The organism is Pseudomonas sp. SWRI179, from assembly GCF_014268705.1.
Lineage (GTDB): Bacteria > Pseudomonadota > Gammaproteobacteria > Pseudomonadales > Pseudomonadaceae > Aquipseudomonas > Aquipseudomonas zanjanensis.
Window position 1 is genome coordinate 15,036 of sequence record NZ_JABWRA010000038.1, and the last position, 24,637, is coordinate 39,672.

Below are 24,637 nucleotides of genomic sequence, written 5' to 3' on the forward strand. Positions count from 1 at the left end.
TATGACCTGCCGATGGGCAATGACCAATGCCAATGGTTCTCAAACACGCGCTTTTCGGTGGTTTTTCCGCTCGAAATGCTACGCAGGACCCAATTGGCTCCACATCCTGCGTGAAAGTGACAAAAGCGGCAAATGACAATCCTGTGTGCGTCACAAGTCGGACAGAGCAGCACAATTCTCTGAGCCTGTTAAAATGCCGGCCCATTTCGCAAACGACTCCCTGAACCCTGTCATGTCCCGACTCAATCCCCGGCAGCAAGAAGCCGTGAACTATGTCGGCGGCCCTCTTTTGGTGCTCGCCGGTGCAGGCTCCGGCAAGACCAGCGTGATCACCCGCAAGATTGCGCACCTGATCCAGAATTGTGGCATCCGCGCCCAGTACATCGTCGCCATGACCTTCACCAACAAGGCCGCCCGGGAAATGAAAGAGCGGGTCGGCGGCCTGCTGCGCGCCGGCGAAGGTCGCGGCCTGACAGTCTGTACCTTCCACAACCTGGGCCTGAACATCATCCGCAAGGAACACGCGCGGCTGGGCTACAAACCGGGCTTCTCGATTTTCGACGAGACCGACGTCAAGGCCCTGATGACCGACATCATGCAGAAGGAATATTCGGGCGACGACGGCGTGGATGAGATCAAGAACATGATCGGCGCCTGGAAAAACGACCTGATCCTGCCGCCCGAGGCCCTGGAAAACGCCCGCAACCCCAAGGAACAGACCGCCGCCATCGTCTATACCCACTACCAGCGCACGCTCAAGGCGTTCAACGCGGTGGACTTCGACGACCTGATCCTGTTGCCGGTCAAGCTGTTCCAGGACCACGCCGACATTCTCGAAAAATGGCAGAACAAGGTCCGCTACCTGCTCGTGGACGAATACCAGGACACCAACGCCAGCCAGTACTTGCTGGTGAAGCTACTGATCGGCAAGCGCAACCAGTTCACCGTGGTGGGTGACGATGACCAGTCGATCTATGCCTGGCGCGGCGCGCGGCCGGAAAACCTGATGTTGCTCAAGGAAGACTACCCGTCGCTCAAAGTGGTGATGCTGGAGCAGAACTACCGCTCCACCAGCCGCATCCTGCGCTGCGCCAACGTGCTGATTTCCAACAACCCCCACGAGTTCGAAAAGCAACTGTGGAGCGAGATGGGCCACGGCGACGAGATCCGCGTGATCCGTTGCCGCAACGAAGACGCCGAAGCCGAGCGCGTGGCCATGGAAATCCTCAGCCTGCACCTGCGCACCGACCGGCCGTACAGTGACTTTGCGATCCTGTACCGCGGCAACTACCAGGCCAAGCTGATCGAGCTGAAATTGCAGCATCACCAGGTGCCTTATCGCCTGTCGGGGGGCAACAGCTTTTTCGGACGCCAGGAAGTGAAGGACCTGATGGCCTACTTCCGCCTGATCGTGAACCCGGACGACGACAACGCCTTCCTACGGGTGATCAACGTGCCGCGCCGGGAAATCGGTTCGACCACCCTGGAAAAACTCGGCAACTATGCCACCGAGCGCAAGATCTCGATGTACGCCGCCACCGATGAAATTGGCCTGGGCGAACATCTGGACAGCCGCTTCACCGATCGCCTGGCGCGCTTCAAGCGCTTCATGGACAAGGTCCGCGAGCAGTGCGCCGGGGAAGATCCGATCTCGGCGCTGCGCAGCATGGTCATGGATATCGACTATGAGAACTGGCTGCGCACCAACAGCTCCAGCGACAAGGCCGCCGACTACCGCATGAGCAACGTCTGGTTCCTGATCGAGGCGTTGAAGAACACCCTGGAAAAAGACGAAGACGGCGACATGACGGTCGAGGACGCCATCGGCAAACTCGTGCTGCGGGACATGCTCGAGCGCCAGCAGGAAGAGGAAGAAGGCGCCGAAGGCGTGCAGATGATGACGCTGCATGCTTCCAAGGGCCTGGAGTTTCCCTACGTGTTCATCATGGGCATGGAAGAGGAAATCCTGCCGCACCGTTCCAGCATCGAGGCCGACACCATCGAGGAAGAACGGCGCCTGGCCTATGTCGGCATTACCCGGGCACGCCAGACGCTGGCCTTCACCTTCGCCGCCAAGCGCAAGCAATACGGCGAAGTGATCGACTGCGCACCGAGCCGCTTTCTCGATGAACTGCCGCCGGACGACCTGGCCTGGGAAGGCAATGACGACACGCCAACGGAAGTCAAAGTCGTTCGCGGCAACAGTGCCCTGGCGGATATACGCGCGATGTTAAAGCGCTAGAATCGACTACTTTTTTACCGACTTCAGGCGCTCACGCGCCATCAGAGGAGGCTTCATGGAAGCCCTGCACCAGAAAATCCGCGAGCTAGGCATCGTGCTGTCCGACCAGGTCCTGAAGGTCGATGCGTTTCTCAACCACCAGATCGACCCGCAATTGATGAAGCTGATCGGCGACGAATTCGCCGCGCTGTTCAAGGATTCGGGCATCACCAAGATCGTCACCATCGAAGCCTCGGGCATTGCCCCGGCGATCATGACCGGGCTGAACCTTGGCGTGCCGGTGATCTTCGCCCGCAAGCAACAGTCCCTGACCCTGACGGAGAATCTGCTGTCGGCCACCGTGTATTCGTTCACCAAGAAGACCGAAAGCACCGTCGCCATCAGCCCGCGTCACCTGACCAGCAGTGATCGGGTGCTGATCATCGATGACTTCCTGGCCAACGGCAAAGCCTCCCAGGCGCTGATTTCCATCATCAAGCAGGCCGGCGCCACCGTGGCAGGTCTGGGGATCGTGATCGAGAAGTCATTCCAGGGCGGCCGCGCGGAATTGGATGCACAGGGCTATCGCGTCGAGTCGTTGGCTCGGGTGAAGTCGCTGGCGGGTGGGGTTGTGACTTTCATCGACTGATCACCCCATTCAATCCTGTGGGAGCGGGCTTGCTCGCGAATGCGGTGTATCAGTTAGCATTGATTTGGCTGACACACCGCATTCGCGAGCAAGCCCGCTCCCACAGGGGAATGTACATACCGCTATGGCACTGTCGCCTTGAGCCCCGCCAGCAGCAACCGCTGGGCCAATTCCTCCTTCAACCCCTCGGGACTCGTCAACTGCATCCGCTCCAGATGCCCGGCATATTCCCAGGGCTCCGGTGCATCCAGCGCGGCTTTGCCTAGCTCCAGGATCTCAGTGAGCTTGAACTTGCTCTTGAGCCAGTTCAGCGCCCGTAATAGGTCCCGCTCCAGCCCATCGAAATCACAGCCCAGCGGATACTCGGGAAACAGGTTCGGATGGCGTGCCTGGATCGCCTGCAACCGCTCCGAGGTGTTGTCGGCGAACCGCGGATCGAGACGGAAATCCTTCGGCAGCTTGCCGGCCTTTTGCGCCTGCTCGATCAACCCGGGCTGGAAGCGTGAGTCGCTGATGTTCAGTAACGCCTCGATCACCGCCGCGTCGGTCTTGCCGCGCAGGTCGGCGATGCCGTATTCGGTGATCACGATGTCCCGCAGGTGCCGGGGAATCGTGCAATGGCCGTACTCCCAGACGATATTCGAGCTGATCTCGCCCCCGGCCTCACGCCAACTGCGCAGCAGCAGGATCGAGCGCCCGCCCTCCAGCGCATGGCCTTGGGCAACGAAGTTGTACTGCCCGCCCACACCGCTGAGCACTCGCCCATCTTCCAACTGATCGGCCACCCCGGCGCCCATCAGGGTCATGGTGAAAACCGTGTTGATGAAACGAGCATCGAGGCGTTGCAGGCGCTTGAGCTGTTCCTGGCCGTACAGCTCGTTGATGTAACTGATGCGCGTCATGTTGAATTCGCGCAGACGGCTTTGCGGCAGCTCGCTCAGGCGCTCGTAAAAACTGCGCGGGCCGAGGAAGAATCCGCCGTGTATGCAGATGCCGTCGGGTTGCGCCGCCTCGTCGAGCGTCCCGGCATTGGCCCGCTCCTGGGTCGCCTCGTCGGGGTAGACCTTGCGCCGGATGATCCCGGCCTCCGCCAGCGCCAGCAAACCGTTGACGAACATTTCACTGCAACCGTACAACCCTTTGGCAAACGGCTCGACCCCGCCCTCACGCTCGATCAATTGCGCCCACTGGCTAAGGTTCAGGTCCGCCAGCAACGCCTGGTAGCCGGCGTTATCGGCCTGGCGCGCCAGCAGTGCCGCGGTCAATGCGTCGCCCATCGAGCCGATACCGATCTGCAACGTACCGCCATCGCGCACCAGGGTACTGGCGTGCAGGCCGATCAAATGGTCCTGGAAACCCACCGGCATGTTCGGCGTGGAGAACAACGTGTGGCTGTCCTTTTCGTCGATCAACAGGTCGAAAGCGTCGATGCCGACTTCCGCATCGCCGGGCATGTAGGGCAAGTCGCTGTGGACCTGGCCCACCATGAGAATGGTCTCCCCGGCCTCGCGCCGCTTGGCGATCATCGGCAGCAGGTCGAGGGTGATGTCCGGGTTGCAGCTCAGGCTCAGGCGATCCGGGTGCTCCGGATCGCTCGCCACCAGTTGCGCCACTAGGTTCAAGCCGGCGGCATTGATGTCCCGGGCCGCATGGCTGTAGTTGCTGCTGACGTAGTCTTGCTGGGCCGACGTGCTATGCAGCAGGCTGCCGGGCTGCATGAAGAACTGCTGGACGCGGATGTTGGCCGGCAGGCTGTCCCGCTGCAGGTCCGCCAAGAAATCCAGCTCGGGATAATCACCGAAGACCCGTTCGATAAAGGGTTCGAGGAAGCGTTTCTGCAAACCGTCGCCCAGGTTCGGCCGGCCCAGGCTCAGGGCGGTGTAGATGGTCAGCTGTCGCTCGGGCAGTTGCGCGATGCGCCGGTACAGCGCGTTGGCGAACAGGTTGGGCTTGCCCAGCCCCAGGGGCATGCCGAGATGAATATGCGCCGGCAGGCGCTCGAGCACGTCATCCACCGCCTGTTCGATTGAACACAACTGCACCATCGGACCCTCCAGGACATTCCATGAATGTGGGTTGGACCGAGCTTGCCGGGTCTTGGTTGCGATGAACAGCCCCGAAAAATCCCAGGCGCAAAAAAGCCGCTCGTAAGCGGCTTTTTTGTGAAAGATGTTGGCGTATTACAGGCCAGACATCTCTTTGATGGCGCCCTTGAGGTCGTCATCGGAGCAGTCGGCGCAGGTGCCTTTAGGCGGCATGGCGTTCACGCCAGTAATTGCCTTGGCCAGGATGCCATCGAGACCACCCTGGTGGTCGGCGCGCTCTTTCCAGGCAGCCTTGTCGCCGATTTTCGGCGCGCCCAGCAGGCCAGTGCCGTGGCAAGCGTTGCAGTGTTTTGCGATCACGTCTTTCGGCGTCTTGGCAGCCCCGCCGCCAGCCGAAGCCACGACTTCCATACCCTTGCATTCCTTGCCCTGGACGCAGACCTGGCCGACGGGTTCAAGGCGCTTGGCGATTTCGTCGTTCGGCGCCGCTTGAGCGGTCGCAGCCCATAGGGCCAATACGGTTGCTGGTGCAGCCAGCATTTTCATAATTAGGTTCACGCGTACACCCTCAATGGTGGCTAGTCACGCCTGCGGCCACGGTTTGCAGGCGGGCGCAAGTATAGCGGTAAGCCTGTCACTCTGAAACAACCCCAAAGTCGCAAGGGTCTTGTTTGTCATGACAGCCCAACAAGCGGGCGCCTTGGCCACGCGGGCCTGGCGCCTCTCGGTCTAGAAATTGGCCGGTGTGGCTGCGCTGATCAGTCGCGCCGGCACGTCGAACGGATTACGGAAACGGTGCGGCTTGGTGCTTTCGAAATAATAGCTGTCGCCGGCTTCGAGCACGAAGGTTTCGACGCCGACCACCAATTCCAGCCGCCCTTCCACCAGGATCCCGGTTTCCTCGCCCTCATGGGTGAGCATCTCTTCACCGGTATCGGCACCCGGTGGATAGATTTCATTGAGGAAGGCAATCGCCCGGCTCGGGTGTGCCCTGCCCACCAGCTTCATGGTCACGGCGCCGTCGGAGATGTCGATCAGTTCGTTGGCTTTGTAGACGATCTGGGTCGGTTTCTCCTGGAGGATCTCTTCGGAGAAAAATTCGACCATGGACATGGGAATCCCGCCAAGGACCTTACGCAGCGAACTGATCGAGGGGCTGACGCTGTTCTTCTCGATCATCGAAATAGTGCTGTTGGTGACGCCCGCGCGCTTGGCGAGTTCACGCTGGGAAAGGCCTTTGAGTTTACGAATGGATTGCAGTCGTTCACCGACGTCCAATGCTGGAGCCTCCAGGGAATCAGGTTGTGTGGAAAGTGAGCGTTATCATGGCGACAGCGTTCAGTATTTACAACACTTTGACCCGAATCCTGTGCGGTGAAGCGACTTTCGGTAGGTTGCGCTTCGTGTCAGGCCCCGGAATAGAGCCGTGGCACCCGCCGCAGGTTGCAGAAAATCTGATAAGGAATCGTGTCAGCGGCCTTGGCGACATCGCTGGCGAGGATGTGCTTGCCCCACAACTCCACGGTCGAGCCGAGCCCGGCCTGGGGGACTTGGGTCAAGTCGACAGCCAGCATGTCCATCGACACCCGGCCCACCAACTGGCTGCGCTGCCCCTCCACCAGCACCGGCGTACCGGTGGGGGCCTGGCGTGGGTAGCCGTCGGCATAACCCATGGCGACCACGCCCACCCGGGTCGGTTGCGTGGTCACGAAGCGAGCGCCATAGCCCACCGGCTCGCCGGCAGGCAATTCGCGCACGCTGATGATCTTCGACTCCAGGGTCATCACCGGTTGCAAGCGCGAGGCGACAGCGTTGGGCTCATCAAAAGGCGTGGCCCCGTAGAGCATGATGCCGGGGCGCACCCAGTCGCTGGGTATCTGCGGCCAGCCTAGCACCGCTGGTGAATTGCGCAGGCTGATCGGCGCCACCAGGCCCTGGCGGGCTTTGTCGAAGATCGCCAACTGCTCGGTACTGCTGGGATCGTGCAGTTCATCGGCACGGGCGAAGTGGCTCATCAACACAATCTTCGCCACTTTGCCGCTGGCGAGCAGGCGACGGTAGGCCGCCTGGTAATCCGTCGGATGCAGGCCGACCCGGTGCATGCCGGAATCGAGCTTGAGCCAGACGGTGATCGGCTGGCTCAGAGGGGCTTTTTCAATCGCTTCAAGCTGCCACAACGAATGCACCACGCACCAGAAATCGTGCTCGACGATCAGTGGCAACTCATCGGCTTCGAAAAACCCTTCCAACAGCAGGATCGGCCCACGAATCCCGCCGGCCCGCAATTCCAGGGCCTCTTCGATGCAGGCCACGGCAAACCCGTCCGCCGTGTCCTGCAGCGCCTCGGCGCAACGCACCGCGCCGTGCCCATAGGCGTCGGCCTTGATCACCGCAAGGGCTTTGGCCCCCGTGACTTCGCGGGCCAATTGGTAGTTGTGACGCAGGGCTTGGAGATCGATCAGGGCACGGGCAGGACGCATGGCGGCAGGCTTCTAGGCGGTCATCAATAAAAAACCGGCGCGGGCTGACGGCATGAACCGCCCGCAGCGCCGGAAGAGGGATCGTTTCGGCCGGGAATTAAGGCAGCGCGGCCACGACGGACAGCTCCACCAGAATCTCCGGTTCACACAGCTTGGCCTCAACCGTGGCACGGGCCGGGGCGACACCTTTGGGCAACCATTGGTCCCAGACGGCATTCATGCCTGCGAAATGGGCCTCGATGTCCTTCAGGTAGATCGTCACCGATAACAGCCGCGTCTTGTCAGTCCCGGACAGGTCCAGCAAGCGTTCGATATTGGCCAGGCATTCGCGGGTCTGCTGTTCAATACCGGCGTTCATGTCGTCGCCGACCTGCCCGGCCAGGTAAACGGTGCCGTTGTGCGCGACAACCTGGCTCATGCGGTCATTGGTGAGCTGGCGCTGGATTGACATGTTTTGCAGACTCCTGGTGTTTGCTACCGTAACGGGAAATATCGAGGCCTTCGGCGCTGATCTGCGGCTTTTTCTTTGCCATCAGGTCGGCCAACAGGCGACCGGAACCACAGGCCATGGTCCATCCAAGGGTGCCATGGCCGGTGTTCAGGAACAGATTCTTGAACGGTGTGGCGCCTACGATTGGCGTGCCGTCCGGGGTGGTCGGACGCAAGCCGGTCCAGAAACTGGCCTGGGCCAGGTCGCCGCCCTGAGGATAAAGGTCGTTGACGATCATCTCCAGAGTTTCGCGCCGACGAGGGTTGAGGGACAGGTCAAAACCGGCGATTTCCGCCATGCCGCCCACCCGAATGCGATTGTCGAAGCGGGTGATCGCGACCTTGTAGGTTTCGTCGAGAATGGTCGAGGTCGGTGCCATGGCCGGGTTGGTGATCGGCACGGTCAGGGAGTAACCCTTGAGCGGATACACCGGTGCACGGATCCCGAGGGGCTTGAGCAGTTGCGGCGAATAGCTGCCCAGGGCGAGCACATAACGGTCGGCGGTTTCCAGCTTGCCGTCGATCCACACGCCGTTGATGCGATCACCCGCGAAGTCCAGGCGTTGGATGTCCTGGCCGAAGCGGAATTGCACGCCCAGCTTCACCGCCATTTCCGCCAGGCGCGTGGTAAACATCTGGCAGTCGCCGGTCTGGTCGTTGGGCAAGCGCAAGGCACCCGCCAGGATGTCGGTGACATTGGCCAGGGCCGGTTCGACCCGGGCGATGCCTTCGCGGTCGAGCACTTCGAACGGCACGCCGGACTCTTTCAACACGGCGATATCTTTTGCCGCGCCATCGAGCTGGGCCTGGGTGCGGAACAACTGCGTAGTCCCCAGGCTACGGCCTTCGTAGGCGATGCCGGTTTCGGCGCGCAGCTCGTCGAGGCAGTCGCGGCTGTACTCGGACAGGCGGACCATGCGCTCCTTGTTGATTGCGTAGCGGTTGGCGGTGCAATTGCGCAGCATCTGCGCCATCCACAGATATTGATCGATGTCGGCAGTGGCCTTGATCGCCAGTGGCGCATGGCGTTGCAGCAGCCATTTAATGGCCTTGAGCGGCACGCCCGGCGCGGCCCACGGCGAGGCATAACCCGGCGACACCTGACCGGCATTGGCGAAACTGGTTTCCATGGCAGGTGCTGGCTGACGGTCGACCACCACCACTTCAAACCCGGCACGAGCCAGGTAATAAGCACTGACGGTACCGATGACGCCGCTACCCAAGACCAGAACGCGCATGTTGATGCCCTCATCGCGGATAACCGCTGACGTTTGTTGTACATAGCTTTGATGGGCGCAGTGTAAAAAAGATCAGCCAGTGCTTTTCACTATATAAACACCTATATTTGGCGAGAATTCTCGGCAAAACCCCTTTTCATGGAGGCGCATCACCTGTGCGTACCAACACCCAGACCAAACGCGAGCTGGACAAGATCGACCGCAACATCCTGCGGATCCTCCAGGCGGACGGACGGATCTCCTTCACCGAGCTGGGGGAAAAGGTCGGTCTCTCCACCACGCCCTGTACCGAACGGGTGCGGCGCCTGGAGCGCGAAGGGATCATCATGGGCTACAACGCCCGGCTCAACCCGCAGCACTTGAAGGGCAGCCTGCTGGTATTTGTCGAGATCAGCCTCGACTACAAATCCGGCGACACCTTCGAAGAATTCCGACGCGCCGTGCTGAAATTGCCTCACGTGCTGGAATGTCACCTGGTGTCAGGAGATTTCGACTACCTGGTGAAAGCACGGATTTCCGAGATGGCGTCGTACCGCAAGCTGCTGGGGGACATCCTGCTCAAACTGCCCCACGTGCGCGAATCCAAGAGCTACATCGTGATGGAAGAAGTGAAGGAGAGCTTGAACCTGCCGATTCCGGATTGATGGCAGCCCCCAAGGCCGCCTTCGAGCAGGCTCGCTCCCACACAGGTAGGTGGCGAACGCTTTCTTGCGAACTACAGAGAGCCCTTGTGGGAGCGAGCCTGCTCGCGAAAGCCGCGACTCGGTATGCCAGACCGCTAGACCAACACCTGCCGAGTGCTGGCCATATATTCATGAATCTGCTTCTCCACACGCGGATGAATCAGTTCCACCGGTCGCCGGCCATTGGGACACGGCAAGGTCGCCGTGGTGCCGAACAGCCGACAGATCAGCGGACGCTCGTCATAGACCGTGCAACCGTTGGGCCCCAGGTGCACGCAGTCGAGCGCTTCCATGGCCGCATCCTGTTCGGCGCGGGTCTTGCGGGGCAAGCGGGCCATTTCCTCGGGCGAGGTGGTGACCGGACCGCAGCAGTCATGGCAGCCCGGTACGCACTCGAACGAGGGAATCTGCTGGCGTAGCGTGCGAATTTTTTGACTGTTGCAGCTCATCGAGACGGTTACCGAGAAGGACTGTCCGGGATTCTGCCTTAAAAGCCGCGGACCAGACAGCGCCAACCGACCGGTGTTGCCCGAGGAGGAATCCCCGGCTTATGCTCCGTAAAATTTCTCAAACAGAACAATCAGGATTACGCACATGAACGCCCGTGTTCAGCAACCTGTCCCGAACCACGCGCACGCCGCCTCTTACTACGCCGCCAGCAGCCTGCCGCAACCGGACCATCCGGTGTTGCAGGGGGAGTTGCGGGTGGACGTCTGCGTCGTTGGCGGCGGGTTCTCCGGGTTGAACACGGCGATCGAACTGGCTGAACGCGGCATGAGCGTGGCGCTGCTGGAGGCGCACCGGATCGGCTGGGGCGCCAGCGGGCGCAACGGCGGCCAATTGATCCGTGGCGTCGGCCATGGCCTCGACCAGTTCGCGCCCATCATCGGCACCGACGGCGTGCGCCAGATGAAGCTCATGGGCCTTGAGGCGGTGGAAATCGTTCGGCAGCGGGTCGAGCGCTTCCAGATTCCTTGCGACCTCACCTGGGGCTACTGCGACCTCGCCAACAAACCCAGCGATCTGGAAGGCTTCGCCGAAGACGCCGAAGAACTGCGCAGCCTCGGTTATCGCCACTCGACCCGACTGCTGCAAGCCGACGAAATGCACAGCGTCGTAGGCTCGGATCGCTACGTCGGCGGATTGATCGACATGGGCTCGGGCCATCTGCATCCGCTTAACCTGGCCTTGGGCGAAGCCGCCGCCGCGCAGCAACTGGGAGTCCGGCTGTTCGAGCAATCGGCGGTCACGCGTATCGACTACGGCCCTGAAGTGAAGGTGCACACCCAACAGGGCTCGGTCCACGCCAAGACGCTGGTACTGGGCTGCAACGCCTACCTCAACGGACTCAACCCGCAACTCGGCGGTAAAGTGTTGCCGGCCGGAAGCTACATCATCGCCACCGAACCCTTGAGCCAGGCGCAGGCACAGGCGTTGTTGCCGCAGAACATGGCGGTCTGCGACCAACGGGTGGCATTGGATTACTACCGGCTTTCGGCCGATCGTCGCTTGTTGTTCGGCGGGGCCTGTCACTATTCCGGCCGCGACCCGCAGGACATTGGCGCCTACATGCATCCGAAGATGCTCAAGGTGTTCCCGCAGTTGGCGGGCGTGAAAATCGACTATCAATGGGGCGGGATGATTGGCATCGGTGCCAACCGCTTGCCGCAGATCGGCCGGCTCAAGGACCAACCCAATGTGTATTACGCCCAAGCCTATTCCGGCCACGGCGTGAATGCCACGCACCTGGCCGGCAAATTGTTGGCCGAAGCCATCAGCGGGCAGCAGAGCAGCGGTTTCGACCTGTTCGCCCAGGTCCCGCACATGACCTTTCCGGGTGGCAAGCATTTGCGCTCGCCGTTGTTGGCGTTGGGGATGTTGTGGCATCGGTTGAAAGAGTTGGTCTAGCCCAACAACCGTGGCGAGGGAGCTTGCTCCCGCTCGGTTGCGCAGCGACCGCAAAATCGTAGGGTCGCTGCGCAACCCAGCGGGAGCAAGCTCCCTCGCCACAGGTTCTTGATCACGTCAAAGCCGCCAGAACGGTTTCAGCCCCTCCTCCCGCGCCTGCTCTCGGCTCAGCCCAACGTCATGCAACTGTTCGGGTGTAAGTTCCAGCAAGGCCTTGCGTGTATGCAGACGATGCCAGAACAGGCCCCAGCGACCGAGGCCGGACGGTGCATTGCGCAATGTCGCGCTGCGCAGCCCTTTCTCTTGCCCTGCCGCCAGTTCCTGACTGTGTAACGTCAGCCGCACATCGCTCAAGCCGTTCATTTTGATCGCTCCTGTTTACTTGGGTAGCCAGAGGTTTCATGATGCGCGGACGGCAAAAAGCAATACAGATTCAACCTAATTCTTTTATAAGCATACAGATTAGGTACTTCGGGTACTGAATCATCATTTTCCAATCCAACTGTATTGGTTGCAGTTGTCCTTCTCATCGGGAGCACACCATGACCCTCTATGTGAACCTCGCCGAACTGCTCGGCACCCGCATCGAACAGGGCTTCTACCGTCCTGGCGACCGGCTGCCTTCTGTACGGGCATTGAGCACGGAGCACGGGGTCAGCTTGAGTACGGTGCAGCAGGCCTATCGCGTGCTGGAGGACAGCGGGCTGGCGATGCCGAGACCCAAGTCAGGTTATTTCGTGCCCGTGAGCCGTGAACTGCCGGACCTGCCGGTGATTGGCCGCCCGGCCCAGCGCCCCGTGGACATTTCCCAATGGGACCAGGTGCTGGAACTGATACGCGCCGTGCCGCGCCCGGACGTGGTGCAACTGGGCCGAGGCATGCCGGATATCCATTCGCCGACCATGAAACCGCTGCTACGCAGCCTGGCGCAGATCAGCCGCCGACAAGACATGCCGGGCCTGTATTACGACAACATCTACGGCAACCTCGCGTTGCGCGAGCAGATCGCCCGGCTGTCGCTGGACTCCGGCTGCCAATTGGGCCCCAATGACCTGATCGTCACCACCGGCTGCCATGAAGCCCTGTCGGTCAGCATCCGCGCCACCTGCGAACAAGGCGATATCGTCGCGGTGGACTCACCCAGCTTTCACGGGGCCATGCAAACCCTCAAGGGCCTGGGCATGAAAGCCCTGGAAATCCCCACCGACCCGCTTACCGGCATCAGCCTGGATGCGCTGGAACTGGCCCTGGAGCAATGGCCCATCAAGGCCATACAGTTGACTCCCAGCTGCAACAACCCATTGGGCTACATCATGCCCGACGCCAATAAACGCGCGCTGCTGAACCTGGCGCAACGCTTCGACGTGGCGATTATTGAAGATGATGTGTATGGGGAATTGGCCTACACCTACCCTCGCCCACGCACCATCAAGTCGTTCGATGAAGACGGCCGCGTCTTACTCTGCAGTTCGTTTTCCAAGACCCTGGCGCCTGGCCTGCGCATTGGTTGGGTCGCGCCAGGCCGGTATCTGGAGCGGGTGCTGCACATGAAATACATCAGCACCGGCTCTACCGCGCCACAGCCGCAGATCGCCATTGCCGAGTTTCTCAAGGGCGGGCACTTCGAACCCCATTTACGGCGGATGCGCACGCAATACCAGCGCAATCGCGACGCAATGATTGACTGGGTCAGCCGCTATTTCCCAGCGGGTACCCGTGCCAGCCGCCCGCGGGGCAGCTTCATGCTGTGGGTGGAACTGCCCGACGGCTTCGATACACTGAAGCTCAATCGAGTCCTGCTGGACCAAGGCGTACAGGTCGCCGTCGGCAGCATCTTTTCGGCATCGGGCAAGTACCGCAACTGCCTGCGGATGAACTACGCTGCCAAGCCAACGGCCCAGATCGAAGAGGCTGTGCGCAAGGTCGGAGCGGCCGCCATCGCACTGTTGAACGAAACCCAGCGCGATGTCGTCTGAACGTTAACCAGGGAAGCAGCACCCAACAGCCGATCACCACCAACAAGCGGAACGATCCTACGTGAGATCCAGACCGATCCTGCCTGCGTTGCTGTTAGTCGCCTCACTGCTGAGCGGCTGCGCCGGTCTTGATGTCACCCGTGAGCCCTCCCAGGCCTTGCCCGCCGCCGAATCCTCGTTCGGCCGCTCGGTCCAGGCCCAGGCCGCGCCCCACGAAGGACGCTCAGGCTTTCGGCTGCTATCGGACAGCACCGAGGCCTTTACCGCCCGAGCCGAGCTGATTCGCAACGCCCAAGGCAGCCTGGACTTGCAGTACTACATCGTCCACGACGGCATCAGTACGCGAATGCTGGTGGATGAATTGCTCAAGGCCGCCGACCGCGGCGTGCGCGTGCGGATCCTGCTGGACGACACCACCAGCGATGGCCTCGACCAGATCATCGCGACCCTTGCCGCTCACCCACAGATCCAGATCCGCCTGTTCAATCCGCTGCACCTCGGACGCGCTACCGGCGTGACCCGTGGCCTCGGGCGCCTGTTCAACCTGTCGCTGCAACACCGGCGGATGCACAACAAGCTTTGGCTGGCCGACAACAGCATGGCCATCGTTGGCGGCCGCAACCTGGGCGATGAGTATTTCGACGCCGAACCCAACCTGAACTTCACCGACATCGACCTGCTCGGCGTCGGCCCGGTGGCCGAACAATTGGGCCACAGTTTCGACCAGTACTGGAACAGCGCCCTGAGCAAACCCATCGAACAGTTCCTGTCCCATCGCCCCACGCCCAAGGACCTGGCCAACAGTCGGCTGCGCCTGCAAGAGTCGCTGGAGCAGACCCACAAGGAAAACCACGCGCTTTACCAGCAATTGACTGCCTACAAGACCCAACCGCGCCTGGATACGTGGCGCGACCAGTTGATCTGGGCCTGGAACCAGGCGCTGTGGGACGCGCCCAGTAAAGTGCTGGCCAAGGGTGAACCGGACCCGCAGCTATTGCTGACCACCCAACTGGCCCCCGAACTGACGGGCGTCCGCAAAGAACTGATCATGATTTCCGCCTACTTCGTCCCCGGCCAGCCAGGCTTGGTGTACTTGACCAGTCGCGCAGACGCCGGTGTGTCGGTGAGCCTGCTGACCAATTCCCTGGAAGCCACCGACGTGCCCGCCGTGCACGGCGGCTACGCGCCGTACCGCAAGGCCCTGCTGCAACATGGCGTGCGCCTGTTCGAGTTGCGACGGCAACCGGGCGACACCGGCGGCAGCGCTCACTTGTTCTACAGCAAGTCCTACGGCGAATCGGACTCCAGCCTGCACAGCAAGGCGATCATCTTCGACCAGCAGAAATCCTTCATTGGCTCGTTCAATTTCGACCCGCGTTCGGTGCTATGGAACACCGAAGTCGGCGTGCTGGTGGACAGCCCTGAACTCGCCGGACAAGTCCGTGAGCTGGCCTTGCAAGGCATGGCGCCGGCCTTGAGCTACCAGGCGAGGCTGGAAGATGGAACGCTTGTGTGGACCACCGAAGATAACGGCCAGACCCACGACCTGGCCCGAGAACCGGGCAGTTGGTGGCGCCGGTTCAATGCCTGGTTCAGCACGACGATCGGACTGGAGCGGATGCTTTAGAGGCGGACAGGTCGCTTTTGTGGCAGACCTTTTGTGGACAGCCTGCCTTGTGGCAGACCGCTTTTGTGGCGAGGGAGCTTGCTCCCGCTGGACTGCGAAGCAGTCCCGGCTTTGCGGTTGCCGCGCAACCGAGCGGGAGCAAGCTCCCTCGCCACAAAAGCCCCCTTGCTACAGGGTTTCGGGTGTTCAAGCGGGCTGGGTGCTCCCAAACGCCCCCTGGCGAACCAGCAGGATCACCAGCCCGAACGCCCCGGCCGCCATGAACAAAGGCAGCGCATGGCCGCTGATCCATTGGCTGCCCGCCCCCGCCACCAGCGGGCCGACCAGGCAACCGAGCCCCCACAATTGTGCGACATGGGCGTTGGCCCTTACCAGCGCATCGTCGCGGTAACGCTCGCCGATCAGGATCAGCGACAACGTGAACAAACCGCCCGCGCTGGCGCCGAACAGCACCCACAGCGGCCAGATCAGCAGGGTATCGATCAGCAGCGGAACCGCCAGGCTCGATAACATCAATGCCACCGCACATCCCGTCAACAGAGCCCGGCGAGACACACGATCGGCCAGGGCACCGATGGGCAACTGCAGCAAGGCATCGCCGACCACCACGGTGCTGACCATCGCCAGCGCGATGTCAGCCGTGAAGCCCTGGCGCAGGCAATACACGGGCAGCAAGGTGAGGATCATCGCCTCGAACGCAGCGAACAACGAGACCGCCCAGGCAATCGCTGGCAAGCCGCGGCAGAACGCCCATAAATCACTGAACGTGACGTTGCCGGCCTCACTGCTGGGTGCACCGCTACGGCCCAGCAGCAACAAGGGTGCGATCAACAACAGCCCAACGCCCACCCAAAACCCGTAGTCATGATCGGTCCCCAGGGCGCCCAGCAGCAGCGGGCCAGACAACTGGCTCAGGGCGTAGCTACTGCCGTATAGCGCCACCAGCCGTCCACGCCATTTTTCAATGACCAACTGATTGATCCAGCTTTCACCCAGAATGAACACCAAGGTCAGAACCACGCCGATCATCAGGCGCAACAGCAACCAGACTGTATAACTGGGCAGCAGCGCCAAGAGCCCGATGGACACTGCCCCACCCCATAGGCACAGGCGCATCAACGCCGCCGTGCCGAACCGCGCCGCCAGACGGCTCGACACCTTGGCCCCAAGCAACACCCCCACGGCCGGCATCGCAGCCATCACGCCAATGGCGAACGAGCCATAACCCCAGCCCTCCAGGCGCAGCGATACCAGCGGCATGCTCACGCCCAGGGCCAGGCCGACGCTCAGGACAGACGCCAACACGGCGAAATAGGTTGCCCAACGCATTTCCACGCTCCTGTGGACAGTGATGTTTCAAGCCCTACGCAAAACAAATGTGGGAGCGAGCCTGCTCGCGATGACGGAGCAACATTCAACAAAGTCGTCGACTGTCATACCGCTATCGCGAGCAGGCTCGCTCCCACAGGGGATCTGTTTCGACCGCCAATCTTCCGCTCATTCTCAACCAATGTGGGGCTTGCTCGCGAAGGCGGAGTGCCAGTCAACTTAGCTGCTGAATGTTAAACCGCTTTCGCGAGCAAGCCCGCTCCCACAAAGGAATCAGCACGGCATGGAGCCCCGGACAGGGTCCGGGGCCGCCCGTGTCAGAGCTTGATCCAGGTCGACTTCAGCTCGGTGTATTTGTCGAACGCATGCAGCGACTTGTCGCGACCGTTGCCCGATTGCTTGAAGCCACCGAACGGTGCGGTCATGTCGCCGCCGTCGTACTGGTTGACCCATACGCTGCCGGCGCGCAGGGCCTTGGCGGTGAGGTGAGCCTTGGAGATGTCCTTGGTCCATACCGCTGCAGCCAGGCCATACGGCGTGTCGTTGGCGATTTCAATGGCCTGCTCGGCGGTGTCGAAGGCGATGACCGACAACACCGGGCCGAAAATCTCTTCCTGAGCGATCCTCATGGCATTGCTCACGCCGTCAAAAATCGTCGGCTCGACATAAGTGCCGCCGGTTTCTTCAAGGATGCGCTTGCCACCGGCGACCAGTTTGGCGCCGTCGCTGTGACCGGCCTCGATGTAGGACAACACCGTGTTCATCTGCTGGGTATCCACCAGGGCGCCGACGTTGGTCGCCGGGTCCAGGGGGTTGCCCGGCTTCCAGCCCTTGAGGGCTTCGATCACCAGCGGCAGGAACGTGTCCTTGATGGAACGCTCCACCAACAGCCGCGAGCCGGCGGTGCAGACTTCGCCCTGGTTGAAGGCGATGGCGCTGGCAGCGGATTCGGCCGCGGCCTGCAGGTCCGGAGCATCGGCGAACACGATGTTCGGGCTCTTGCCGCCGGCTTCCAGCCAGATGCGCTTCATGTTGGATTCACCGGAATAGATCATCAATTGCTTGGCGATCTTGGTCGAGCCAGTGAACACCAGCGTATCGACGTCCATATGCAGGGCCAGGGCCTTGCCGACGGTGTGGCCGTAGCCTGGCAGCACGTTCAGCACGCCTTTCGGAATGCCGGCCTCGATCGCCAGCGCGGCGATGCGGATGGCGGTCAGCGGGGACTTTTCCGACGGCTTGAGCACCACCGAGTTACCGGTGGACAACGCCGGACCGAGCTTCCAGCAGGCCATCATCAGCGGGAAGTTCCACGGCACGATCGCGCCCACGACACCCACCGGCTCACGGGTCACCAGGCCCAATTGATCGTGCGGCGTGGCGGCCACTTCGTCGTAGAGCTTGTCGATGGCTTCACCGCTCCAGCTCAACGCTTGGGCCGCGCCGGGCACGTCGATGTTCAGCGAGTCGCTGATCGGCTTGCCCATGTCGAGGGTTTCAAGCAGGGCCAGCTCTTCGGCATGCTGCTTGAGCAGGCCGGCGAAACGAATCATGGTGGTTTTGCGCTTGCTTGGCGCCAGGCGCGACCAGACGCCGGAGTTGAAAGTGGCGCGGGCATTCTCGACGGCACGCTGGGCGTCGGCCACGTCGCAGCTGGCGATCTTGCCCAGCAGGCGGCCATCGACCGGGCTGAGGCAATCGAAGGTTTCGCCGGACACCGCATCGGTGTACTCACCGTTGATGAAGGCGCGGCCTTCGATTTTCAGGTCGCGGGCGCGTTGTTCCCAATCGGCACGAGTCAGGGTGGTCATGCGTGTGTCCTCCTCTTATTGAGTACGAACGCCGCGCAATGCGCAGCGCTCAAAAGAATTCTGCCCGGCCAGCCTGCTTTCGGCGCTGTTCGGCGCTGTAATTGGTACGGGGCACCCGCCACCCTAAACCAGCGGCTGGTCATGTTTCAATATATTTGACACAGCGGTGGCAAACGGCCTTGCGATGTTCGTTTTAATAAACATAGACTCGAGGCCTTTCCAAGCGATCACTGGGGATCACCCGCATGAGCATTCAGGACATCGTCGACTTCAGCCAGGCCAATACCACCGCCGAACGTTATCGCCCGGACCCGGCCAAGGTGTTCAAGGGCGATCCCGAGCAAGCCGTGTTCAACCACTACAGCAGCCCCTGTGGGCAAATGAACGCTGGCGTGTGGGAAGGCGCCATTGGCCAGTGGACGGTCAACTACACCGAGCATGAATACTGCGAGATCGTCCAGGGCGTTTCCGTGCTGCGGGACAATGACGGCAACGCCAAGACCCTGCGGGCCGGCGACCGCTTCGTGATTCCGGCCGGGTTCAAGGGCACCTGGGAAGTGCTGGAGCCGTGCCGCAAGATCTATGTGGTGTTTGAACAGGCCAAGACCGCGCCGTAAAAGACCGTGACACTTAATCATTGGTCAATCGCCACGGTGACGATTAAAACCTGCCATAGGCACCGCGCAATTTATCGTCGCAGCGGGACGCGCAGGATGCGCGACCAACCCAACCGGTGAGTGCCTTTTCTTTTTAACGATCAGCAAGGAAGCTAGAAATGCCGAATCAAAACGACACCGTTGTCGTGCCGATGCCAGACGACCAGTGCGATATCGCTATCGCCCAGTACACCATTGGCCAAAAATACACCCGCGAGCTGCGTGAAGAAGTTCGCGCGCTGGCCAACGGGGCCCAGGTTCGCCCCGCAGGCCCGAAACACCCTATAACCTACGATCTGCGCCCGCGACGCATCAACCTTGTAACGGATGTCGACGGAATCATCGTCGGCATTAAATGCGGTTGATCCACAGGACCAAAACACAACAAAAAAGGCCCGTATCTCGCGATACGGGCCTTTTTCGTAAGAAGGGAAAAATCAATTACTTGATTTTGCCTTCCTTGTAGATCACGTGCTTGCGAACAACCGGATCATATTTCTTGATCTCGATTTTGTCCGGGGTAGTACGCTTGTTCTTGTCGGTAGTGTAGAAGTGACCAGTACCGGCGCTCGAGATCAAACGAATCAATTCACGCATGATTAGCTCCCTTAAACCTTGCCATCGCGACGAAGTTCGGCCAGCACGACACTGATGCCACGCTTGTCGATGATGCGCATGCCTTTGGCAGATACGCGCAGACGCACAAAACGTTTCTCTTCTTCAACCCAGAAGCGGTGATGCTGCAGGTTCGGCAGGAAACGACGACGGGTTTTGTTGTTTGCGTGGGAAATGTTATTCCCAGTCACCGGACCCTTACCGGTAACTTGACAGACTCTCGACATGCCTCAGCCCTCTAAAACCACATGCCCAACCCGGCATGGGTTGGCCGCTTAATCTCTCAGTCATTTGGCGCCAGGCGCCGCGTTTCTTTAAGGGTCTTACCGGCTACACCTACAGTGAAGGAACCGGGCCCCTAGAAAAGAGCGCTGCTTTATACCAGAAAGACCACAGTGCAACAACAGCCGATGTGATTTGTCTTCCTGGAGGATCATCGGCCAACCGCCCGGGACGGCGGGGACAGAGGCTGGCGCGCCCCCTTACCGCTCGTCGCTGCACGCAGGTTTTTTTCACATACGACAGGTTTTGGCCACCCAAACGTCGCCGCAGCGTGCCGGAAAATGCAAAAAGGGGATAGTCATTTGGCAGCGAGCCCACTAGGGTAGGCCTTTTCCAGACTGCACTCGCAGATGGGCCTTCGACTTGCACAGGAAACCGACCATGCGCCTCGCTGCCCTACCGTTGTTGCTCGCCCCTCTGCTGATCACCCCGCAGGTATTCGCCGCCGCCCTGAGCGTCTGCACCGAAGCTAGCCCGGAAGGGTTCGATGTCGTCCAGTACAACTCCCTGACCACCACCAATGCCTCCGCCGACGTGCTGATGAACCGCCTGGTGGATTTCGACACCGCCAGCGGCAAAGTAGTCCCCAGCCTGGCCGAGCGCTGGGAAGTCTCCACCGATGGCCTGACCTACGTGTTCAAGCTGCGGCCGCAGGTCAAGTTCCACCGCACCGATTACTTCACCCCGCGCCGCGACCTGACTGCCGAGGACGTGAAGTTCAGCTTCGAACGCATGCTCGATCCGGCGAACCCGTGGCACAAGGTCGCGCAAAGCGGCTTCCCCCACGCCCAGTCCATGCAGTTGCCGGCGCTGATCAAGAAAATCGACGCCCTGGATCCGCTGACCGTGCGCTTCACCCTCGATCACGCCGACTCGACGTTCCTGGCGACGTTGAGCATGGGTTTTGCCTCCATCTATTCGGCCGAATACGCCGACCAGTTGATGCAGGCCGGCACGCCGGAAAAACTCAACAGCCAGCCGGTCGGCACCGGCCCGTTCATTTTCAGCCGATTCCAGAAGGACGCCTCGATTCGCTATAAGGCCAACGACGCCTATTTCGGCGGCAAGCCCCAGGTGGATCCGTTGATCTTCGCCATCACGCCGGACGCCAACGTGCGCCTGCAGAAACTGCGCCGCAACGAATGCCAGATCGCCCTGTCGCCCAAGCCGCTGGATGTGCAGGCCGCCCGGCAGGAATCGACCCTGAGCGTGGCCCAGACCGAGGCCTTCATGACCGCGTTCCTGGCGATCAACAGCCAGCATCCGCCCCTGGACAAACCTGAGGTGCGGCAAGCCATCAACCTGGCCTTCGACAAGGCCAGCTACCTCAAGACCGTCTTCGAAGGCACCGCCGAAGCCGCCAGCGGCCCTTACCCACCGAACACCTGGAGCTATGCCAAGCACTTGCCGGGCTATGCCCACGACCCGGCCAAGGCCCGCGACTTGCTGGCCAAGGCCGGCTTGAAGGAAGGCTTCAAGACCACCATCTGGACGCGCCCTTCCGGCAGCCTGCTCAATCCCAACCCAAGCCTTGGCGCACAGCTGCTGCAATCGGACCTGGCGGAAGTCGGCATCCAGGCGGAAATCCGCGTGATCGAATGGGGCGAACTGATCCGCCGCGCCAAGGCCGGCGAGCATGACCTGCTGTTCATGGGCTGGGCCGGCGACAACGGCGACCCGGACAACTTCCTCACGCCGCAGTTTTCCTGCGCGGCGGTGAAGTCCGGGACCAACTTCGCCCGTTATTGCAACCCGGACCTGGACAAACTGATCAGCGCCGGCAAGACCACCGGCGAACAAGGCGTGCGCGCCAAGCTCTACGAACAGGCCCAGGCCCAGATCCAGCAGCAGGCCCTGTGGCTGCCCCTGGCCCACCCCACTGCCTTCGCGCTTACCCGCAAGGATGTGCAGGGTTATGGGGTGAGCCCGTTTGGGCGGCAGGACTACTCCAAGGTCAGCCTCAAGTAACCCCAGCCCACGGACATTTGAAGTTGCAATGGTCCCTGTGGGAGCTTGCTCGCGATAGCGGCGCATCAGACACATCAATGCTGGCTGACCGACCGCTATCGCGAGCAAGCTCGCTCCCACAAAGGGCCTCGCTTCGTCAGACCCGGCCTACATCCACCCCCGCTCCGCCATCGACAACGGTTCCCCATCACCAACGATGAAATGGTCGAGCACCCGCACATCGATCAACTCCAGGGCCTCCTGGAGCCGCTCAGTGAGCACACGGTCGGCCTGGCTGGGCTCGGCGTTGCCGGAGGGGTGGTTGTGGCACAGGATCAACGCAGCGGCGTTATGGGCCAGGGCGCGCTTGACCACCTGCCGGGGATGGACACTGGCGCTGTCGATAGAACCGCGAAACAGCGCCTCGAAGGTCAGCACCTGGTGCTTGGAATTGAGAAACAGGCAACCGAACACCTCGTGGGGTTCGTGGCGCAGCATGGACTTGAGGTATTCACGCACCGCGAATGGGCTTTCCAGTGATGTCTTTTCCCGTGCCCGCTCAGCCAAGTGCCGCCGACTCATTTCCTGGGCCGCCTGCAGCTGGGCAAACTTCGCCGGCCCGAGCCCCATATGATTGCTGAATGTAATCTGATCGGCTTCAAGCAGCGCGCGCAGGCTGCCAAATTGAATCAACAGTTGTCGCGCCAGATCCACCGCGCTTTTGCCTGACACCCCGGTGCGTAAAAAAATCGCCAGCAGCTCGGCGTCCGAAAGACTCCCCGCCCCCAGCGCCAATAACCTCTCCCGCGGTCGCTCGGCCGCGGGCCAGTCACGAATACTCATGGCATCTCCCTGATTGTGGGCGCCGCTGTTCCGTAGCGGTCGCTGTGATATCGTAGCCCATCTTTTTTGCAGGCGATTTGCACCCTGGCAGGCTGCTGCCAAGGGGTTCGCCTTGCACTGACCACTGAAATCGAAAGGCAGGCCTATGCAGCGGCTGTATCGGAAACGCATCGTTCTGGGCGTCGGCGGCGGCATTGCCGCCTACAAGAGCGCCGAGCTGGTTCGCCGACTCATCGACCAGGGCGCGGAAGTACGGGTCGTCATGACCCGTGGCGGCAGCGAGTTCATCACCCCGCTGACCATGCAAGCCCTGTCCGGCCACCCGGTCCACCTGGATTTGCTCGACCCGGCGGCCGAAGCCGCCATGGGCCATATCGAACTGGCCAAGTGGGCCGACCTGGTGCTGATCGCCCCGGCCACGGCCGACCTGATCGCCCGTTTGGCCCAAGGCATCGCCGACGACCTGCTGACCACCCTGGTGCTTGCCACCGACGCCGTGGTCGCCGTCGCCCCCGCCATGAACCAGGCCATGTGGCGCGATCCGGCCACCCAGGCCAACCTGCAATTGCTGGAAAGCCGCGCCCTGAAAGTCTTCGGCCCAGCCTCCGGCAGCCAGGCCTGCGGCGACGTCGGCATGGGGCGCATGCTTGAGGCTACCGACCTGGCCCAGTGCGCCGCCGATTGCTTCCAGCGCCAGGCCCTGACCGGCAAGCATGTGCTGATCACTGCCGGGCCGACCCAGGAAAACATCGACCCGGTGCGCTACATCACCAACCACAGCTCCGGAAAAATGGGCTTCGCCCTGGCCGAAGCCGCCGTCGAAGCCGGCGCCCGGGTGACGCTGATCACAGGTCCGGTGCACCTGCCGACCCCGGACCGAGTCACGCGCATCGACGTGGTCAGCGCCCGGGACATGCTCGCGGCCTGCGAAGCGGCCATCCCCTGCGACCTGTTCATCGCCTCGGCTGCGGTAGCGGACTACCGCCCCGAAGTCGTTGCCCCGCAAAAATTGAAGAAAGACCCTACAAGCGGCGACGGCCTGCTCCTGCAAATGGTGCGCAACCCGGACATCCTGGCCAGCATCGCCACCCGCCCCGACCGACCGTTCAGTGTCGGCTTCGCCGCCGAGACCGAACATCTGCTCGATTACGCCGCCCGCAAGCTCAAGGACAAGAACCTCGACTTGATCGTCGCCAACGATGTGGCCAACCCGAGCATCGGCTTCAACAGCGAAGAAAACGCCTGCAGCGTGATCGACCGCCAGTTGCACGCCACACTTTTCGCCCAGACCAGCAAGAGCAAGATTGCCCGCCAGCTGATCACTTTCATCGCCGAACGTCTGAACCAGGTTTAATGTCATGCACGCTCTACAAGCCAAGATCCTCGACCCACGCATCGGCAGCGAATTCCCGCTGCCGCAATACGCCACACCAGGCTCCGCCGGCCTCGACCTGCGGGCGATGCTCAAGCAGGACACGATCCTGGAGCCAGGCCAGACCCTACTGATTCCTACCGGCCTGTCGGTGTACATCGGCGACCCGGGCCTGGCCGCGCTGATCCTGCCGCGCTCGGGCCTGGGCCACAAACACGGCATCGTGCTGGGCAACCTGGTGGGCCTGATCGATTCCGATTACCAGGGCGAACTGATGGTGTCGTGCTGGAACCGCGGCCAAACGCCCTTCAATATTGCCGTGGGCGAGCGCATCGCGCAGTTGGTACTGGTGCCGGTGGTCCAGGCCCACTTCGAACTGGTCGACGAATTCGACGAGAGCCAGCGCGGCGCCGGTGGTTTTGGACATTCCGGCAGCCATTGACCGCTCGATTGCGGGCCCGGCGTC

24 protein-coding genes are annotated in these 24,637 nt (G+C 61.5%); 11 read left to right on the forward strand and 13 right to left on the reverse strand.

The features are described 5' to 3' along the window. Positions 1–232 precede the first annotated feature (232 nt). Entirely contained in the window at positions 233–2,242 is a 2,010-nt protein-coding gene (gene rep / locus HU767_RS20285) for a DNA helicase Rep (RefSeq protein ID WP_186706875.1), read from the forward strand. Positions 2,243–2,297: 55 nt separating this feature from the next. Further along, entirely contained in the window at positions 2,298–2,870 is a 573-nt protein-coding gene (locus HU767_RS20290) for a xanthine phosphoribosyltransferase (protein WP_042728997.1), read from the forward strand. 122 nt (positions 2,871–2,992) lie between these two features. Here the strand turns inward: HU767_RS20290 and HU767_RS20295 are convergent, their stop codons facing one another. From HU767_RS20295 to dadA, 6 genes are all read right to left on the reverse strand, one after another. After that, complete coding sequence (locus HU767_RS20295) at positions 2,993–4,915, reverse strand: acetyl-CoA hydrolase/transferase family protein (RefSeq protein WP_186730322.1); 1,923 nt, start codon at positions 4,913–4,915, stop codon at positions 2,993–2,995. 135 nt (positions 4,916–5,050) lie between these two features. Further along, complete coding sequence (locus HU767_RS20300; RefSeq protein ID WP_186706911.1) at positions 5,051–5,461, reverse strand: c-type cytochrome; 411 nt, start codon at positions 5,459–5,461, stop codon at positions 5,051–5,053. A gap of 183 nt (positions 5,462–5,644) precedes the next feature. Next, positions 5,645–6,193: a cupin domain-containing protein gene (locus HU767_RS20305; protein WP_003206841.1), complete on the reverse strand. Its 549-nt coding sequence runs from the start codon at positions 6,191–6,193 to the stop codon at positions 5,645–5,647. A gap of 128 nt (positions 6,194–6,321) precedes the next feature. Then, positions 6,322–7,395, reverse strand: coding sequence for an alanine racemase (gene alr, locus HU767_RS20310; protein ID WP_186730323.1), 1,074 nt, complete (start codon positions 7,393–7,395; stop codon positions 6,322–6,324). Positions 7,396–7,492: 97 nt separating this feature from the next. Further along, on the reverse strand, positions 7,493–7,846 hold the full coding sequence (locus HU767_RS20315; RefSeq protein WP_186730324.1) for a RidA family protein: 354 nt from the start codon (positions 7,844–7,846) through the stop codon (positions 7,493–7,495). After that, entirely contained in the window at positions 7,818–9,122 is a 1,305-nt protein-coding gene (dadA, locus tag HU767_RS20320) for a D-amino acid dehydrogenase (protein ID WP_186706879.1), read from the reverse strand. Before dadA ends, HU767_RS20315 begins: the two co-directional genes overlap by 29 nt. A gap of 155 nt (positions 9,123–9,277) precedes the next feature. Between dadA and HU767_RS20325 the strand changes: the two genes are divergently transcribed. Continuing rightward, on the forward strand, positions 9,278–9,766 hold the full coding sequence (locus HU767_RS20325) for an Lrp/AsnC ligand binding domain-containing protein (protein ID WP_003206849.1): 489 nt from the start codon (positions 9,278–9,280) through the stop codon (positions 9,764–9,766). Positions 9,767–9,900: 134 nt separating this feature from the next. Here the strand turns inward: HU767_RS20325 and HU767_RS20330 are convergent, their stop codons facing one another. Beyond that, entirely contained in the window at positions 9,901–10,254 is a 354-nt protein-coding gene (locus HU767_RS20330; RefSeq protein ID WP_003206850.1) for a YkgJ family cysteine cluster protein, read from the reverse strand. Between the two features lie 145 nt (positions 10,255–10,399). Here HU767_RS20330 and HU767_RS20335 point away from each other — a divergent pair, with 145 nt between their 5' ends. Next, complete coding sequence (locus HU767_RS20335) at positions 10,400–11,713, forward strand: FAD-binding oxidoreductase (protein WP_186730325.1); 1,314 nt, start codon at positions 10,400–10,402, stop codon at positions 11,711–11,713. A 117-nt stretch (positions 11,714–11,830) separates the two neighbouring features. Here the strand turns inward: HU767_RS20335 and HU767_RS20340 are convergent, their stop codons facing one another. Next, positions 11,831–12,076: a DUF1127 domain-containing protein gene (locus tag HU767_RS20340; RefSeq protein WP_186706881.1), complete on the reverse strand. Its 246-nt coding sequence runs from the start codon at positions 12,074–12,076 to the stop codon at positions 11,831–11,833. 179 nt (positions 12,077–12,255) lie between these two features. Between HU767_RS20340 and HU767_RS20345 the strand changes: the two genes are divergently transcribed. Together HU767_RS20345 and HU767_RS20350 are read left to right on the forward strand one after the other, a co-directional pair. After that, positions 12,256–13,689, forward strand: a complete 1,434-nt coding sequence (locus HU767_RS20345) for a PLP-dependent aminotransferase family protein (RefSeq protein WP_186706882.1) — start codon at positions 12,256–12,258, stop codon at positions 13,687–13,689. Positions 13,690–13,750: 61 nt separating this feature from the next. Next, the gene (locus HU767_RS20350; protein ID WP_186730326.1) at positions 13,751–15,316 is read left to right on the forward strand and encodes a phospholipase D-like domain-containing protein; all 1,566 of its coding nucleotides are present in this window, start codon (positions 13,751–13,753) and stop codon (positions 15,314–15,316) included. Positions 15,317–15,502: 186 nt separating this feature from the next. Here HU767_RS20350 and HU767_RS20355 read toward each other — a convergent pair whose 3' ends face one another. Both HU767_RS20355 and HU767_RS20360 read right to left on the reverse strand, forming a co-directional pair. Further along, entirely contained in the window at positions 15,503–16,645 is a 1,143-nt protein-coding gene (locus HU767_RS20355) for an MFS transporter (RefSeq protein WP_186730327.1), read from the reverse strand. 317 nt (positions 16,646–16,962) lie between these two features. After that, positions 16,963–18,456 (reverse strand): aldehyde dehydrogenase, encoded by a 1,494-nt coding sequence (locus HU767_RS20360; RefSeq protein ID WP_186730328.1) that lies wholly within the window; start codon positions 18,454–18,456, stop codon positions 16,963–16,965. 245 nt (positions 18,457–18,701) lie between these two features. On the opposite strand from HU767_RS20360, the gene HU767_RS20365 reads away from it, so the two are divergent. After that, entirely contained in the window at positions 18,702–19,073 is a 372-nt protein-coding gene (locus HU767_RS20365) for a cupin domain-containing protein (protein ID WP_186706885.1), read from the forward strand. Between the two features lie 158 nt (positions 19,074–19,231). After that, positions 19,232–19,477 carry an I78 family peptidase inhibitor gene (locus tag HU767_RS20375; protein ID WP_189674365.1) on the forward strand — a complete coding sequence of 82 codons (246 nt, stop codon included), beginning with the start codon at positions 19,232–19,234 and terminating at the stop codon, positions 19,475–19,477. A gap of 76 nt (positions 19,478–19,553) precedes the next feature. Here HU767_RS20375 and rpmG read toward each other — a convergent pair whose 3' ends face one another. Further along, the gene (gene rpmG, locus HU767_RS20380) at positions 19,554–19,709 is read right to left on the reverse strand and encodes a 50S ribosomal protein L33 (protein WP_003177274.1); all 156 of its coding nucleotides are present in this window, start codon (positions 19,707–19,709) and stop codon (positions 19,554–19,556) included. Between the two features lie 11 nt (positions 19,710–19,720). Next, positions 19,721–19,954, reverse strand: coding sequence for a 50S ribosomal protein L28 (gene rpmB, locus HU767_RS20385; protein WP_003177273.1), 234 nt, complete (start codon positions 19,952–19,954; stop codon positions 19,721–19,723). A gap of 436 nt (positions 19,955–20,390) precedes the next feature. On the opposite strand from rpmB, the gene HU767_RS20390 reads away from it, so the two are divergent. Further along, positions 20,391–21,977 (forward strand): ABC transporter substrate-binding protein, encoded by a 1,587-nt coding sequence (locus tag HU767_RS20390; protein WP_186706887.1) that lies wholly within the window; start codon positions 20,391–20,393, stop codon positions 21,975–21,977. Positions 21,978–22,124: 147 nt separating this feature from the next. Here the strand turns inward: HU767_RS20390 and radC are convergent, their stop codons facing one another. Then, positions 22,125–22,799, reverse strand: a complete 675-nt coding sequence (gene radC / locus HU767_RS20395; protein ID WP_186706888.1) for a DNA repair protein RadC — start codon at positions 22,797–22,799, stop codon at positions 22,125–22,127. A gap of 145 nt (positions 22,800–22,944) precedes the next feature. On the opposite strand from radC, the gene coaBC reads away from it, so the two are divergent. Beyond that, the gene (gene coaBC, locus HU767_RS20400; RefSeq protein WP_003206865.1) at positions 22,945–24,153 is read left to right on the forward strand and encodes a bifunctional phosphopantothenoylcysteine decarboxylase/phosphopantothenate--cysteine ligase CoaBC; all 1,209 of its coding nucleotides are present in this window, start codon (positions 22,945–22,947) and stop codon (positions 24,151–24,153) included. Between the two features lie 4 nt (positions 24,154–24,157). Further along, positions 24,158–24,613: a dUTP diphosphatase gene (gene dut / locus HU767_RS20405; RefSeq protein ID WP_186730329.1), complete on the forward strand. Its 456-nt coding sequence runs from the start codon at positions 24,158–24,160 to the stop codon at positions 24,611–24,613. Positions 24,614–24,637 lie beyond the last annotated feature (24 nt).

Bases quoted from the DNA above. Each gene is read 5' to 3' on its own strand.
- HU767_RS20315 (WP_186730324.1), bottom strand. From the start codon at position 7,846: ATGTCAATCCAGCGCCAGCTCACCAATGACCGCATGAGCCAGGTTGTC.
- HU767_RS20360 (WP_186730328.1), bottom strand. From the start codon at position 18,456: ATGACCACCCTGACTCGTGCCGATTGGGAACAACGCGCCCGCGACCTG.
- HU767_RS20330 (WP_003206850.1), bottom strand. From the start codon at position 10,254: ATGAGCTGCAACAGTCAAAAAATTCGCACGCTACGCCAGCAGATTCCC.
- HU767_RS20340 (WP_186706881.1), bottom strand. From the start codon at position 12,076: ATGAACGGCTTGAGCGATGTGCGGCTGACGTTACACAGTCAGGAACTG.
- dut (WP_186730329.1), top strand. From the start codon at position 24,158: ATGCACGCTCTACAAGCCAAGATCCTCGACCCACGCATCGGCAGCGAA.
- alr (WP_186730323.1), bottom strand. From the start codon at position 7,395: ATGCGTCCTGCCCGTGCCCTGATCGATCTCCAAGCCCTGCGTCACAAC.
- rep (WP_186706875.1), top strand. From the start codon at position 233: ATGTCCCGACTCAATCCCCGGCAGCAAGAAGCCGTGAACTATGTCGGC.
- HU767_RS20365 (WP_186706885.1), top strand. From the start codon at position 18,702: ATGAGCATTCAGGACATCGTCGACTTCAGCCAGGCCAATACCACCGCC.
- HU767_RS20295 (WP_186730322.1), bottom strand. From the start codon at position 4,915: ATGGTGCAGTTGTGTTCAATCGAACAGGCGGTGGATGACGTGCTCGAG.
- HU767_RS20345 (WP_186706882.1), top strand. From the start codon at position 12,256: ATGACCCTCTATGTGAACCTCGCCGAACTGCTCGGCACCCGCATCGAA.
- rpmG (WP_003177274.1), bottom strand. From the start codon at position 19,709: ATGCGTGAATTGATTCGTTTGATCTCGAGCGCCGGTACTGGTCACTTC.
- HU767_RS20290 (WP_042728997.1), top strand. From the start codon at position 2,298: ATGGAAGCCCTGCACCAGAAAATCCGCGAGCTAGGCATCGTGCTGTCC.
- rpmB (WP_003177273.1), bottom strand. From the start codon at position 19,954: ATGTCGAGAGTCTGTCAAGTTACCGGTAAGGGTCCGGTGACTGGGAAT.
- dadA (WP_186706879.1), bottom strand. From the start codon at position 9,122: ATGCGCGTTCTGGTCTTGGGTAGCGGCGTCATCGGTACCGTCAGTGCT.
- radC (WP_186706888.1), bottom strand. From the start codon at position 22,799: ATGAGTATTCGTGACTGGCCCGCGGCCGAGCGACCGCGGGAGAGGTTA.
- HU767_RS20300 (WP_186706911.1), bottom strand. From the start codon at position 5,461: ATGAAAATGCTGGCTGCACCAGCAACCGTATTGGCCCTATGGGCTGCG.
- coaBC (WP_003206865.1), top strand. From the start codon at position 22,945: ATGCAGCGGCTGTATCGGAAACGCATCGTTCTGGGCGTCGGCGGCGGC.
- HU767_RS20335 (WP_186730325.1), top strand. From the start codon at position 10,400: ATGAACGCCCGTGTTCAGCAACCTGTCCCGAACCACGCGCACGCCGCC.
- HU767_RS20355 (WP_186730327.1), bottom strand. From the start codon at position 16,645: ATGCGTTGGGCAACCTATTTCGCCGTGTTGGCGTCTGTCCTGAGCGTC.
- HU767_RS20390 (WP_186706887.1), top strand. From the start codon at position 20,391: ATGCGCCTCGCTGCCCTACCGTTGTTGCTCGCCCCTCTGCTGATCACC.
- HU767_RS20375 (WP_189674365.1), top strand. From the start codon at position 19,232: ATGCCGAATCAAAACGACACCGTTGTCGTGCCGATGCCAGACGACCAG.